This is a genomic window from Arthrobacter sp. (genome assembly GCF_048266065.1).
Lineage (GTDB): Bacteria > Actinomycetota > Actinomycetes > Actinomycetales > Micrococcaceae > Arthrobacter_H.
Map to the genome: position 1 here is coordinate 287654 of NZ_JBLXAH010000003.1, position 12787 is coordinate 300440.

13 protein-coding genes are annotated in these 12787 nt (G+C 65.3%); 6 read left to right on the forward strand and 7 right to left on the reverse strand.

Features of this window, described 5'->3' with window-relative positions; translation table 11 throughout:
- Both ACN0TP_RS06845 and ACN0TP_RS06850 read left to right on the forward strand, forming a co-directional pair.
- Nucleotides 1-1011 carry a glycine betaine ABC transporter substrate-binding protein gene (locus ACN0TP_RS06845; RefSeq protein ID WP_417217998.1) on the forward strand — a complete coding sequence of 337 codons (1011 nt, stop codon included), beginning with the start codon at nucleotides 1-3 and terminating at the stop codon, nucleotides 1009-1011.
- Between the two features lie 265 nt (nucleotides 1012-1276).
- Complete coding sequence (locus ACN0TP_RS06850; protein WP_417218000.1) at nucleotides 1277-2008, forward strand: CPBP family intramembrane glutamic endopeptidase; 732 nt, start codon at nucleotides 1277-1279, stop codon at nucleotides 2006-2008.
- A gap of 136 nt (nucleotides 2009-2144) precedes the next feature.
- Here ACN0TP_RS06850 and ACN0TP_RS06855 read toward each other — a convergent pair whose 3' ends face one another.
- From ACN0TP_RS06855 to ACN0TP_RS06875, 5 genes are read right to left on the reverse strand one after another with little or no spacing between them, the layout of a single operon-like run.
- The gene (locus tag ACN0TP_RS06855; protein WP_417218001.1) at nucleotides 2145-2771 is read right to left on the reverse strand and encodes a hypothetical protein; all 627 of its coding nucleotides are present in this window, start codon (nucleotides 2769-2771) and stop codon (nucleotides 2145-2147) included.
- A gap of 23 nt (nucleotides 2772-2794) precedes the next feature.
- On the reverse strand, nucleotides 2795-3592 hold the full coding sequence (locus ACN0TP_RS06860; protein ID WP_417218003.1) for an SDR family NAD(P)-dependent oxidoreductase: 798 nt from the start codon (nucleotides 3590-3592) through the stop codon (nucleotides 2795-2797).
- A gap of 27 nt (nucleotides 3593-3619) precedes the next feature.
- Nucleotides 3620-4504 carry an amidohydrolase family protein gene (locus ACN0TP_RS06865; RefSeq protein ID WP_417218005.1) on the reverse strand — a complete coding sequence of 295 codons (885 nt, stop codon included), beginning with the start codon at nucleotides 4502-4504 and terminating at the stop codon, nucleotides 3620-3622.
- The gene (locus ACN0TP_RS06870; RefSeq protein ID WP_417218007.1) at nucleotides 4497-5042 is read right to left on the reverse strand and encodes a carboxymuconolactone decarboxylase family protein; all 546 of its coding nucleotides are present in this window, start codon (nucleotides 5040-5042) and stop codon (nucleotides 4497-4499) included. The genes ACN0TP_RS06865 and ACN0TP_RS06870 overlap by 8 nt, the downstream gene beginning before the upstream one ends.
- 24 nt (nucleotides 5043-5066) lie before the next feature.
- On the reverse strand, nucleotides 5067-6353 hold the full coding sequence (locus ACN0TP_RS06875) for a cation:dicarboxylate symporter family transporter (protein ID WP_417218008.1): 1287 nt from the start codon (nucleotides 6351-6353) through the stop codon (nucleotides 5067-5069).
- Between the two features lie 237 nt (nucleotides 6354-6590).
- On the opposite strand from ACN0TP_RS06875, the gene ACN0TP_RS06880 reads away from it, so the two are divergent.
- From ACN0TP_RS06880 to ACN0TP_RS06895, 4 genes are all read left to right on the forward strand, one after another.
- On the forward strand, nucleotides 6591-7367 hold the full coding sequence (locus ACN0TP_RS06880) for an IclR family transcriptional regulator domain-containing protein (RefSeq protein WP_417218010.1): 777 nt from the start codon (nucleotides 6591-6593) through the stop codon (nucleotides 7365-7367).
- An 80-nt stretch (nucleotides 7368-7447) separates the two neighbouring features.
- A complete protein-coding gene (locus ACN0TP_RS06885) occupies nucleotides 7448-7975 on the forward strand; it encodes a hypothetical protein (RefSeq protein WP_417218012.1) in 528 nt (175 codons plus the stop codon).
- A gap of 4 nt (nucleotides 7976-7979) precedes the next feature.
- A complete protein-coding gene (locus ACN0TP_RS06890; protein ID WP_417218014.1) occupies nucleotides 7980-9113 on the forward strand; it encodes a sensor histidine kinase in 1134 nt (377 codons plus the stop codon).
- The gene (locus tag ACN0TP_RS06895; protein WP_417218016.1) at nucleotides 9110-9742 is read left to right on the forward strand and encodes a response regulator; all 633 of its coding nucleotides are present in this window, start codon (nucleotides 9110-9112) and stop codon (nucleotides 9740-9742) included. Before ACN0TP_RS06890 ends, ACN0TP_RS06895 begins: the two co-directional genes overlap by 4 nt.
- A 157-nt stretch (nucleotides 9743-9899) precedes the next feature.
- On the opposite strand, the gene fdhA is transcribed toward ACN0TP_RS06895, so the two are convergent.
- Nucleotides 9900-11120, reverse strand: a complete 1221-nt coding sequence (gene fdhA / locus ACN0TP_RS06900) for a formaldehyde dehydrogenase, glutathione-independent (RefSeq protein ID WP_417218017.1) — start codon at nucleotides 11118-11120, stop codon at nucleotides 9900-9902.
- A gap of 120 nt (nucleotides 11121-11240) precedes the next feature.
- Nucleotides 11241-12758, reverse strand: a complete 1518-nt coding sequence (glpK, locus tag ACN0TP_RS06905) for a glycerol kinase GlpK (protein WP_417218019.1) — start codon at nucleotides 12756-12758, stop codon at nucleotides 11241-11243.
- Between the last annotated feature and the right edge of the window lie 29 nt (nucleotides 12759-12787).

Below are 12787 nucleotides of genomic sequence, written 5' to 3' on the forward strand. Positions count from 1 at the left end.
ATGGTTGCACCGATCAAGACAGCACGACGCCGGCTGCTCGCCACCGCCGCGGCCCTCGCCACCGTCGGGATGCTGGCCGGATGCGGCTTGCAGTCCGCTGCCTCCTACGTCCCGGACGCGGCGCCGGGAACTATCAAGCACATCGACGGGCTTCCCGATGACGCGAAGCTGACCGTGACCTCGAAGAACTTCACCGAGCAGCTGGTGCTGGGCAAGATCGCGGTGCTCGCCGCGAAGGCCGCCGGCTTCAAGGTCACCGACCTGACCAATGTGCCGGGCAGCCAGCCGGTGCGCGAGCTCATGCTCTCGGACCAGGCCGACTTCACCTGGGAATACACCGGAACCGCATGGATCACCTACATGGGCCACGCCAAGGGCATCCCGGAGAAGCAGAAGCAGTGGCAGGCGGTCCACGACGAGGACCTCAAGAACGGCCTCACCTGGGGTAAGCCGGCACCGTTGAACAACACCTATGCCTTCGCCGTCCGCCGGGAGGCGGTCAAGAAGCTCGGGGGGATCACCAAGCTCTCGCAGATTGCGGACCTGCCGGTCAAACAGCGCACCTTCTGCGTGGAAGCCGAATTCAACTCCCGGTCCGACGGCTTCAACCCCATGCTCAAGGCCTACGGGCTGAAGCGCGGTGCCGCCAACGGGGTTCCCGACTCGAACATCGGCACCTACGACACCGGCGCCGTGTATTCGGCCACCGACCAGGGCGACTGCAACTTCGGCGAGGTCTTCACCACCGACGGCCGCATCAAGGCCCTGGACCTCGTCGTCCTCGAAGATGACCGCAAGTTCTTCCCCGCCTACAACGGCGCACCGGTCTACAACACCGAGACGCTGGAGGAGTATCCGCAGTTGAGTGACGTCTTCGCGCAGATTTCGCCGCTGCTGACCGACGACGTGATGCGTGAGCTGAACCTGCGCGTGGACGTCAACGGCGAGGAACCCGCCGACGTTGCCTACGACTGGATGCTCCAGCAGGGACTCATCACCGAGGCGAAGTAGGGGTGCCGATCCCCTGAAGTGCTCGATGCCAACTGCGGGTTTCTTCAGGGTGGGACCGGGGACTTCACCGATGCCGCGCGCCTCTGCACGTCCCTAGGCTGGTTTCACACCACCTGGGAGCTCCCGATGAGCAGCACCGTCGAATTCCCGGTCACCTCCACCATACGATCGGCCCGTTGTCTTCTATGCCCTCGCGACGATCATTCCGTGGGGCTTCTGGTTCCTGTCGGCCCATCTCAGCCAGCTGGACGCGCAGACCGGTGCAGTGCAGGTCTGGACCGCGGCCCTGGGCGTCAGCGGTCTGGTGGCACCGGTATTAGTCGTCGTCTTCCTGGTCCGCCACCGGCCCGATCTCCGGGCGGACATCCTGCGGCGGCTCCTGCCGCGGCGCATCGGCGCCTTTCACACCGGGGCGGCCCTGCTGTTGCCGGTGGCGAGCATCCTGGCCGCCCAGGCCATCTCGTTGGCCTTCGGATACGGTCCCGAACAGTTCCAACTGCGCGGCGGAATCACGTTTTCCGCCGGGTTGCTTCCCGTGTGGTTCACCCTGATCGGTGCGGCAGTCTTCGAGGAACTGGCCTGGCACAGCTACGGCACCGACGCGCTGCTTCGACGGATGCCGGTCTTCACCGCTTCGCTGGTGTCCACGCTCATCTGGGCCCTCTGGCACCTGCCGCTGGGGTTCATCCAGGGCTACTACCGCCAGGAGGTCATCGAGATGGGCTGGGTTCACGTGCTGAACTTCCCGCTGTCCATGGTGGCGTTCGTGATCCTGAGGAACTGGCTGTACTTCAGCACGGGCCGCAGCATCCTCATCGCATTCCTCTTCCACGTCACCGCAAATCTCGCCAACGAGCTCTTCAGGACGGACCCCGACACGAAGATCATCCAGACCATCCTGTTGCTGATCGTGGCCGGGATCGTCGTGTCGACGCAACGGGAGCCGTTCTTCAGGAGAGACCCCCCACCGGATGGACCGGGCCGACGCCCACGGTGACCCCGTTCCGGGGTCACCGCTTCCGACCACTCTCCGGTAGTCGTCCCCTTCATCCGGGTGTTCCGGAAGCGGCTGGTAAGAGGGTTGATCCCCAGCTCTGGGCCCATCTGCACGCCGGGACGGGCCGGCCCGCCGTTCAGCGGCCCGAGTTGTGGAACCGGAAGACCCGCCGGCTTCGCTGCGTCACGGCAGACAGGACAGCCGCACGTCTCGAGGTGGAGGTTGCTGCTTTCCACTCCGCGGTGTCAAAGAGCGCGGGGTCGTCGATGTCGTGGATGGCCAAGAGGGCTTCGCCGCTGCCCTCGCGGAGTCTGAATTGGCGGACGCGACGCCACCCGGGGATCTGCAACAACAAGGGAATGTGCTCCTCGGCATACCAATCCAGCAGCCCCGCCTCATCCCTCGAGGTCATGCCGACGATCACCTGGTAGCGCGGTAACCCGTGGAGTCCGCCGGATTCCCGGATCAACTCGTAGGTCCTTCGGTCCAATGTCGCCAATCGTTCAACGACTCCCTGCTCCCGGGGGCTTCGATTCGCGCGAAGCCGCCCGTAGCGGTCCGTGTCGAGGAACCCGGCCTCCACGTCGTAGGCAGCCATCCACTGTGGTCGCTCATCATCGGCCGATGTGAACCGGAACCCGTTGCGGAATTCCGGGAACTGCATGCGCAACGGGACGTGCTCGTTGTCGTACCAGTCGTTGAATTTTTCCAAGGGGACGTCGCCGGGATCCGAATACACCAGCAGTAGTTCCTGATCGGTCAATTTCTTGTCCTGTCTTCCAAGTCCTAGTCGCACCGGGCGGTCATGCCGCCGTCGACGAGGATTTCCGTGCCGGTGATGAAACGGGCCTCGTCCGAAGCCAGGAACAAGGCAGCATAGGCCGTATCGCGCCCGTCTCCCATGAACCCCAAAGGGATGCGTGCCTGCCGCTGTTTCAGCAGCCCGTCAACATCCCCGCCGGCTCGTTGCCCGGCGAGCCGCGATTCGACCATCGGAGTGTGAAGCTGGCCGGGAACGACGGTATTTATCCGAATGCCCATCGGGGCGTACTGGACGGCAGTGACTCGTGAGAAGGAGATGACCCCTGCCTTCGTGGAGGCGTAGGCGACTTGAGGGGAGCCTGTCCAGCGAAGTCCTGACGTCGACGCGATGTTGACGATGGAGCCGGACTTCTCGGCGATCATGTGGGGGATGACCTCATGGCAGGCCCGGTACACGCTCGTGAGATTGAGATCCACCTGCCGGTTCCAGTCGTCTTCGCCCAGCTCGGCCGCACCACCGTGCATCGACCCGCCGACGACATTGACGAGTACATCGATTCGTCCGTGCTCCGCAATGACCGATTCGATGAGGGCCCGGACCGAGGCAGTGTCGGTGACGTCGCATCCGCGGCCGGAGGCAGTACCTCCTTGATCCCGGATCAACTCCAGCGTGTTTTCAAGGGCCAGTTCATTGACGTCCGCTGCCACCACAGTGGCACCTTCTGCGGCGAAAACCGCGGCACATGCCCGGCCGTTCCCCCACCCCGGCCCGGCGCTTCCGGCACCGATGACCAGTGCGATCTTGTCGTGAAGTCGACTCATTTTCGCAGTTCCTTTCGTCGTGGTTGGCTAGGCAGGGCCGAAGCCAAAACAAACTTCGGGGTTCCGCACCAGGAGCTGGCGTCGCTCGGAGTCGGTCGGGGCGATGGTTTCGATGCCATTGACCAGGTCGTGGTCCCATGGCATGAAACCTTGCGTGTTCGGGTGTGGGAAGTCGCTGCCCCAGAGGCAGCGGTCCGGCCGGGCCAAGAAGAACCGACGAGCCAGCGCGAGCCCATCGGCCATGGATGGAAACTCGCGGGAGACCCGGTCCACCCCGCTGAGTTTGATCCAGACGTCGTCGCCGTGGAGGAGGTCCACGGTCGCCGAATATGCGCCCGGGACATCGCCGTCCGGGAGGACGAAGCGGGCCATGTGGTCCACGACGACCCGGATGGTGACGGCGTCGGCAATCTCCGCGAAATCGAGGATGCCCGCACCCATGGTGTGTACTTCCAGGTGCCAGCCGAACGGCCCAATGAGGTCGACCAGCCGTCGCAGTTCTTCCCGGGTCGGCGGCGCCCCAAGATGGGGGGCGAAGTGGACCCGGGCCCCGCAGAAGCCGGCTGCGTCCATGGTCCGGATGTCCTCAATCGTTGTCTCCGGGCCCAGGAGGGCCACGGCGCGGTAGGCGCCCTGTCCACGTTCCAGGGCATCGAACAAGACGCTGTGGTCTCCTCCGTGGCAGGCGGACTGGACGAGGACCGAACGACTGAACCCCATGGTTTCGTGGAGCTGGCGCAATGTTTCCAGCGGAACGTCGGGCGGGGTGAAGGTGCGTTCTGGTGCAAAGGGGAACCGGTCATGCGGCCCGAAGAGATGGACGTGTGCGTCGCAGCTTCCGACCGGCAGGGTGATCCGCGGCTTCTTGAAATCGGTGTGGGGCCCGGGGGTGGTGACGGTCAGGTCATGCATTCCGGGCCCCAGTGATGGCGGTGACGAGTTCGCGGTCCGCGGTCTGGACGTCGAGGGCGACGAGGAACCGGCTGACCATGTTGTAGCTGGCGACGATCGCGGTGAGCTCGGCAATGGCGACGTCGGAGAAATGCAAACGCAGCTGCTCGAACGTCTCCTGGGTGACGACGACGTCGAGTGTCATTTCGTCGATGTAGCCCAGAAGGGCATCGTGGATCTCGTGTCCAGTGTGGGGCGATTCCTGCTCCAACGTGGCGATGACCTCGTCGGGTAGGCCCTCCGCCCGGGCCACCGGGAGATGGGCATCCCATTCATAGCGGGCGTGATTCAGATGGCCGATGCGTAGTATGGCCATCTCCCGGAGATCGCCCGGGAAGCTGAATTCATTTCGGACTGCCCCGAGCAGGGAATTCCAGCCGCTGGCCAGCGCGTCATTGTGGGATAGGAGGAGGTCCAGCGGAGTCAACTGGCCGCCGCGCCGGTTGCTGATGGAAGCGGCGACATCATTGGACGGTATGGCATAGGGGAGGCGTGGCACTTTGTGGGGTGTCTCTTTCGTTCTTTAGGCCTGGGCGGCGTTCAGCTCGGACAGTTTTTTGGGGGACGGGACTTCGGTTTCAATCGGCGACTCCTGGCCGCGCATGATGCGCAGGGCCCGGGGGGCATCGAGTCTCTTCTCCCAGCTGCTGACCACGATGCTTCCCATCATCTGTCCCGCCAGGCTGACCAGCCCACGCATCGTGGACAGGAAGCGGTCGACACCGAGCAGAAGCATGATTCCCACGACCGGCACCGATCCGGTGGTGGACAGCGTCGCGGCGAGGATGACGAATCCTGCGCCGGCGACGCCGGCGCTTCCCTTGGAGGTGAGCATGAAGACCGCAAGGAGGCCGACCTGCTGCCAGATGGTCATGTCGATTCCGAAGGCCTGCGCGATGAACAGGGAGGCGAAGCCGAGGTAGAGGCAGACGCCGTCTCCGTTGAACGCGTAGCCGGAGGGAACCACCAGCCCGACGACCGACTTGGGGCAGCCGATGGCCTCGAGCTTGCGCATCAGTTGCGGCATGACCGCTTCGTAATTCGATGTGCCCAGGGTGATGAGGATTTCTTCCTTGAAATAGCGGTAGATGACGAGGATCCTCAGCCCGCAAATGCGGGCAACTGCACCAAAGGCCAGGACGGCGAAGGCGATGCCGGTCAGCCAGAACAGCAGCACAACCCATCCGAGGCTCAGCAGCGTTGCCACGCCGAACTTGCCGGTCGTGTAGGCCATGGCCCCGAACGCGCCGAGGGGCGCCAGGTACATGATGATCTTGATGATGCCGAAGATGACCGCGTTGAGCTTTTCAACCGCCGCCACGATCCCGTCTGCCTTTGGCCCGGCGATGCCGATGGCGATGGCAGTCAGGACGGCCAGCAGCAGGACCTGGAGGACGTTGTTGTCGGAGAAGGCTCCAACGAATGAGTGCGGAATGATGTTGAGGAAGAAGTCGAGCATGGAATTGTTCTCGCCGGCTTGGACGTACGACTGGGCCGCATCATTGAGTTTCAATTCGGACGCATCGGCATTCATGCCGGCCCCTGGCTTCAGGACATTGATGACGAGCAGGCCTGTTGCCAGTGCGAGCGTCGTCATGACCTCGAAGTAGACGAAGGCCTTGACGCCGATCCTCCCCACTGACGCCAGCTCGCCGGCGCCGGCGATGCCGGCGACGATCGTGCAGAAGATGACGGGGGCGATCAACATCTGGATGAGCCCGATGAAGCTGGTGCCCAGCGGGGCCAGACCGGTGCCGACAGCCGGAAAGAGTATTCCGACGAGCGCGCCAAGGACGATTGCGACAGCCACGGTGATGTATAGCCGTGGTCCGAACGCCGAACGAAGAAAGTTTTTCATGGGGATCTCTCAGGGAAGATGCGAGAATATCTGTATTTCGTACTACAGGCGTACGGTCGTACGCCGGTTGATCATGTATTGATCCTCCGGTATGACACCGCTCACGTCAAGGGCGAAACGAAAGTTTGTCCTACCGAGATCCACATGTACGCCAGTAGTACACTTGGGGGGGTCCATCTAGGAGGAAACATGTCGCGGGAAAACCCTGAAATCATCGACTCGGTAGCACGGGCCCTGGGGCTGCTTCAGGTGTTTTCGCAGGAAAACCCGTCGCTGACCATCAGCAAGGCCGCCGAGCTGGCATCCCTGAGCCGGCCGACAGCGCGTCGGATCCTGCATACCCTGGTCAGTCTCGGATTTGCCGAGACCGACGAGAAGAACTTCACCCTTACTCCCAAAGTCCTCCGCTTGGGTTTCGGATATCTTGCGGCCTTGCCGTATTGGGAGACGGCCCAGCCGCACCTTCGCCGACTGGCCAAGGAATTTGATGAGTCCTGCTCCATGGCAACGCTGGACGGGGACGAAATTGTCTATCTCGCCCGCATCCCCGCGAACCGGACCATGGCCATTTCGTTGAGCACCGGTTCACGGCTGCCGGCCTACGCAACGTCCTTGGGAAAGGTCATGTTGGCTGCCTTGCCACCCCAGGCCCTGGACGCCTATTTGGCGGGTGTCGAATTGCGCCAGTTGACGCCGACGACCATCACCGACCCGGGCGCCCTGCGAGACGAGCTGGATCGCGTTCGCATGCAGGGATTCAGCGTGGTCGATGGTGAGCGGGAAATTGGTGTCAGGTCTGCGTCTGCGCCCGTGCGCACGCGCAACGGCACCGTTGTGGCCGCCATCAATGTCTCGGCCAACGGGCTACGGGTTTCCCATGAGGAGCTGGTCAGCACCTACGTTCCCCAGCTGATCGAAACTGCTCAAGCGGTTTCAGCTGAGCTGGGGTTTGCGGCGGTCGGATAGGACAACGACGCCGGGAACACCACCCGGACCACCACCCGGGGGTGGTGCCGCCGCGGACCGGTGCGCGGAAGGATCGAAGCATGAACTCCATGAACTTCTTCCAGCTGCTGCTCGCCCTCGCCATCATCGTGTGGATCTGCTCCCGCCAACTCATGTGGCGGCCGATGGACCCGGCCCGGTTCTGGCGCGGGCCGCTGATCTTCACCGTCATCGGGTTGGCCTCGCTGAGTGACACGACACTACACATCACCACCGTGGACCTCGGCCTGGTGGTCATCGAACTGCTGCTGGCAGCAGGTGCCGGTGCCGCCATGGGCCGGCTCGCCCACTTCCGTCCCGCGACGGACCAGACGCGACGCCGGGCAGCCACCTCCCGCCGTGGCACCGGGGCGGACATCACCACCGAAACCAGGACCGGTTGGATCGGGCTCGCCCTGTGGATTGCGCTGATTGCGGTGCGCATCGTCCTGGATGTCGGCAGCCACCGCCTGGGCTACGAGCTCGTCTCAGCGACCGGGATGATCTTCATCGTCGTCGCAGTGAACCGGGCCGTCCGTGCCCTGGTCATTTCCGCCCGTCTGGGACACGGCGTACCGGCGATAGTCTGAGCACGTGAAGACCACCCGCCAGCCGGATCGCAGCTCGCCGGCGATGACCATTTCGGGCATCGTCGCCCCGGTGCTGGTCGGCGTGCTGATGGTCCTGCGTCTGGCGGACGCCGCGGGTCATGTCGGTGCGTGGCTGGGGCTTGTCGCGTCAGTGGGCTGGTTGGCCTCCACGATGCTGCGCACGTCGAACACCCGCTGGGGTGTTGCCCGCTGGACGACGGTGGCGGTGATGCTCATTGCCGGTTCCCTGGCGTCCGCGTCCACCGACGTGGTCGGTTTCGTCCCGGCCATTGCCGGGATCTTCGCTTGCGTGGCGTGGCCGTCCATCCCCCTCCGCCGGGGTCTCGTGGCTGCGGGGGCATCCCTGCTGGCCTTGGCGATCGGGCTGGTGGCGTCTCCCGTTGCCGGCGTCGGTGCCGCAGTTGGCTCACTGGTGGCTTTCGGCATGGTGTTGCTCGGTGCCCTGGGCAGGCGCCAGTTCCGTGCATCCGAGGCCGCCGATCGCTCCATGCTGGAAGAACGGGTGACGGCCGCAGCCGAACGGGCTCAGATGGCGGCGTTGGAGGAGCGGGCACGACTGGCCCGCGACCTCCACGACGTCCTCGCCCACAGCCTGGGCGCCCTGGTCATCCAACTCGACGCCGTCGACGCAGAACTCGAGGCCGGCCAGGCCGAACCCGCCAGGGATCGCGCCCGGAGGGCCCGCACGCTGGCGGCCGACGGACTGGAGGAGGCCAGGCGTGCCGTGGCCGCGCTGCGGGAGCCCGGCGCCACCACGGAATCGGTGGTCCGCTCGCTGATCGAGACGCACCGTTCACTGGGCGGAACCCTCACGGCCACGGTAGACGGCGTGCCCTCCACCAGACCCGAGACGGTCGACGCCGTCCGCCGGGCTACCCAGGAACTGCTGACCAACGCCCGCCGCCACGCTCCCGGCGAGGACGTCCACCTGGAACTCACCGGAGCACCAGAGGTCACGCTGGTGGTCTCCACACCACATGCTGTCCACGCCGGAGGCGATGGCGGCGGTGGAGGTCGGGGGCTGACCGGACTGCGCGAACGGGTTTCCGCCGCCGGGGGAGAGGCCACCGTGGATGCAGGGGACCCGTTTACCGTCACCGTGAGGTTGCCCGCATGATCCGCATCCTCGTTGTCGATGACCAGGCCATCGTGCGCGACGGCCTGGTCACGGTGCTCGGGCTCGTTCCCGATCTGGAAGTGGTCGGCGAGGCCGCCAACGGGGTCGAAGCCATCGAGTTGTCCGTGTCGTTGGACCCGGACGTGGTGCTGATGGACCTGCGCATGCCGGTGCTCGGCGGAGCCGATGCCACGGCCCGCTTGCGGGCCGAAGCCCCGCGCAGCGCCGTCGTCGTCCTGACCACGTATGGCGACGACGCCTCCATCGCGGCGGCCCTGGCGGCCGGGGCGCGTGGCTACCTGACCAAGGACGCCGGGCGCGAGGAGATCGCAACCGCCGTGAGGTCGACGGCGAACGGGCAGATGACTTTTGCCCGGGGGATCGGCGAGCGCATCATCGGGAACCTGGCGACGCAGCCCAGCCCGCGGGAACGCTTTCCCCAGCTGACCCCGCGCGAGGCCGAGGTCCTGGACCTCATCGTCACCGGACGGGCCAATGCGCAGATCGCCACCGACCTGTTCCTGTCACCGAGCACCGTGAAGTCCTATGTGAACGACATCTTCGCCAAGCTCGGCGCCCGCGACCGGGCACATGCCATCGCCCTGGCCACCGGCCGGGCCGCCAGCTGACGGCCCGGCGTACAGGGAACTACAGGGCAGCCGCCCGCGCCTTGGCAACTGCCTGGGCCTGGTCGCCGCCGCCCCCGCCGACCCCGATGGCCGTCCGGGCGCCGGCCAGGGTCACGGACACGATGTGTGCTCCTTGCTGTTGGTGGTGGCGTGCCGACTAGTTCTTGATGTAGCCGTTGGGGTTCAGCACGTACTTGGTGGCCGCGCCGGCGTCGAACTCGGCGTAGCCGCGGGGCGCGTCCTCGAGCCCGATGGCCTTCGCGTTGACAGCGTCGGCGATCTTGATCCGGTCATGCAGGATCGCCATCATCAGCTGGCGGTTGTACTTCATCACCGGGCACTGGCCCGTGGTGAACGAGAGCGACTTCGCCCAGCCGGTCCCCAGCGACAGCGAGAGCGAACCCTTCTGCGCCGCTTCGTCCGCGGCCCCCGGATCACCGGTGACGTAGAGGCCGGGGATGCCGAGCGAGCCGCCCGCAGCGGTGATGTCCATGAGCGAGTTCAGGACAGTGGCCGGGGCCTCCTCGGCTTGCCGTCCACCGCCATGCCCCCGCGCCTCGAAGCCCACGGCGTCGATCCCGCAGTCCACTTCGGGGACGCCGAGCAGCTGCTCGATCTGGTCGCCCGGGTCCCCGGAACCGACGTTGATGGTTTCGCACCCAAAGGAGCGGGCCTGGGCCAGACGGTCGTCGTTCATGTCGGCCACGATGACGACGGCGGCACCGAGCAGGCGGGCGCTGGCCGCGGCAGCCAACCCCACGGGGCCCGCGCCGGCCACATAGACCGTGGAACCCACGGTGACGCCGGCACTCACGGCGCCGTGGAAGCCGGTGGGCAGGATGTCGGAGAGCATGGTCAGGTCCATGATCTTCTCGAGCGCCTGGTCGCGGTCCGGGAACTTGAGCAGGTTCCAATCGGCGTAGGGAACCAGGACGAATTCGGCCTGCCCGCCGACCCATCCGCCCATGTCGACGTAGCCATAGGCGCTGCCCGGGCGGTCGGGGTTCACGTTCAGGCAGATGCCGGTTTTGCGTTCCTTGCAATTGCGGCAGCGGCCGCAGGAGATGTTGAACGGCACCGAGCAGATGTCGCCGACCTTGATGAACTCGACGCCGGGCCCGACCTCGACGACCTCGCCCGTGATTTCGTGCCCCAGCACCAGGCCGATCGGCGCAGTGGTCCGGCCTCGCACCATGTGCTGGTCCGAACCGCAGATGTTCGTGGTGACGGTGCGCAGGATGACCCCGTGGGGCACCTTGCGACCCACGTTGGCGGGATTGACTCCCGGACCGTCTTTGAGTTCGAACGTCGGGTACTCGGTGTCGATGACCTCGACCTTTCCGGTTCCCTTGTATGCGACGGCTCTGTTGTCAGACATGGCTCTTCAGTCCTTTCGAAAGGTGTTCAAGCGGATTCCCAGCGTGGTGGTGGGCGCGTGCAATCGGACGATCACTTCCTCTCCAATCAGCGGTGCGGACGGGCAAGCCAGCCGGGGCACCTACTGGACGTCGTCGTCGACCCAGTCCAATGTCTTGGTGACCGCCTTCTTCCAGAGCCGGTACTGGCGGTCTCGTTCGGCCGGATCCATCTCCGGGCTCCAACGCTTGCCCTCGCGCCAGTTGGCGACCACATCGTCCTCGCCGTTCCAGAAGCCGACGGCGATCCCCGCCGCATAGGCCGCACCCAGGGCCGTGGTCTCGGCAACCTCGGGACGCACGACGTCCACATCGAGGATGTCGGCCTGGAACTGCATCAGCAGCTCGTTGGCGACCATGCCGCCGTCCACGCGCAATTCGGTGAGATCGACGCCGGAATCGGCATTCATGGCATCCAGGACTTCACGGGATTGGAACGCCGTTGCCTCCAGGGCCGCACGCGCGATGTGGTTCTTGTTCACGAATCGTGTCAGCCCCACCAGCGCGCCGCGGGCGTCGGCCCGCCAATGCGGGGCGAACAGCCCGGAGAATGCAGGGACAAAGTAGGCGCCTCCGTTGTTGTCCACCTTGTTCGCGTAGTACTCGATGTCGGGGGCTTCCTCGAAGAGGCCCAGGTTGTCCCGCAGCCACTGCACGAGGGAACCGGTGACCGCGATGGACCCCTCGAGAGCGTAGACCTGCGGGGCGTCGCCGATCTTGTAGCAGACCGTCGTCAGGAGCCCGTTCTTGCTGGCGACGGGCTCGGTTCCGGTGTTCAGCAACATGAAGTTGCCCGTTCCGTAGGTGTTCTTGGCCGCGCCCTTCTGGAAGCAGGCCTGCCCGAAGGTTGCCGCCTGCTGGTCGCCCAGGATGCCGGCGATCGGCACGCCCGGGACCATGCCGCGCTGGCGGCCGCGCCCATACACTTCCGAGGAGGAGCGGATCTCGGGCAGCATCGACATCGGCACGCCCATGTCGGCGGCGATGTCCTCGTTCCAGGTCAGCGTGTCGATGTTCATGAGCATGGTGCGCGAAGCGTTGGTGACGTCGGTGACGTGGACGCCGCCGTCGGTGCCGCCGGTCATGTTCCACAACACCCACGTGTCGGTGTTGCCGAAGAGCAGGTCCCCGCGCTCGGCAGCCTCCCGGGCCCCTTCCACGTTGTCCAGGATCCACTTGATCTTCGGGCCGGAGAAATACGTGGCGAGGGGCAGGCCAACGCGCGACTTGTACTTGTCGGCGCCGTCGCTGCCGCCGAGCTCGTCAACGATCTTCTGGGTGCGGGTGTCCTGCCAGACGATGGCGTTGTAGACGGGCTTCCCGGTGGTCTTGTCCCACACCACCGTGGTCTCGCGCTGGTTGGTGATCCCGACGGCGACGAGGTCCTGGTGGGCGATGTTGCCCCGGGTCAGGGCCTGGCCGACTGCCTCCCGGACGTTGTTCCAGATCTGCTCGGGATTATGTTCGACCCATCCGGCCCGGGGGAAGATCTGGTCATGCTCCAGCTGGCCGACCGAGTGGATGGTTCCCTCGTGCGTGAAGACGATGGCGCGGGAACTGGTGGTGCCTTGGTCGATGGCGAGGACGTACTGGGTGCTCATGGGGGCTCCTGGTGGTTCGGGTGGACGGT

What these genes read in the sequence shown, in the direction of transcription:
- ACN0TP_RS06845 (WP_417217998.1), top strand. Translation starts at nt 1, where the DNA reads ATGGTTGCACCGATCAAGACAGCACGACGCCGGCTGCTCGCCACCGCC.
- ACN0TP_RS06860 (WP_417218003.1), bottom strand. Translation starts at nt 3,592, where the DNA reads ATGAGTCGACTTCACGACAAGATCGCACTGGTCATCGGTGCCGGAAGC.
- ACN0TP_RS06865 (WP_417218005.1), bottom strand. Translation starts at nt 4,504, where the DNA reads ATGCATGACCTGACCGTCACCACCCCCGGGCCCCACACCGATTTCAAG.
- ACN0TP_RS06880 (WP_417218010.1), top strand. Translation starts at nt 6,591, where the DNA reads ATGTCGCGGGAAAACCCTGAAATCATCGACTCGGTAGCACGGGCCCTG.
- ACN0TP_RS06885 (WP_417218012.1), top strand. Translation starts at nt 7,448, where the DNA reads ATGAACTCCATGAACTTCTTCCAGCTGCTGCTCGCCCTCGCCATCATC.
- ACN0TP_RS06895 (WP_417218016.1), top strand. Translation starts at nt 9,110, where the DNA reads ATGATCCGCATCCTCGTTGTCGATGACCAGGCCATCGTGCGCGACGGC.
- fdhA (WP_417218017.1), bottom strand. Translation starts at nt 11,120, where the DNA reads ATGTCTGACAACAGAGCCGTCGCATACAAGGGAACCGGAAAGGTCGAG.
- glpK (WP_417218019.1), bottom strand. Translation starts at nt 12,758, where the DNA reads ATGAGCACCCAGTACGTCCTCGCCATCGACCAAGGCACCACCAGTTCC.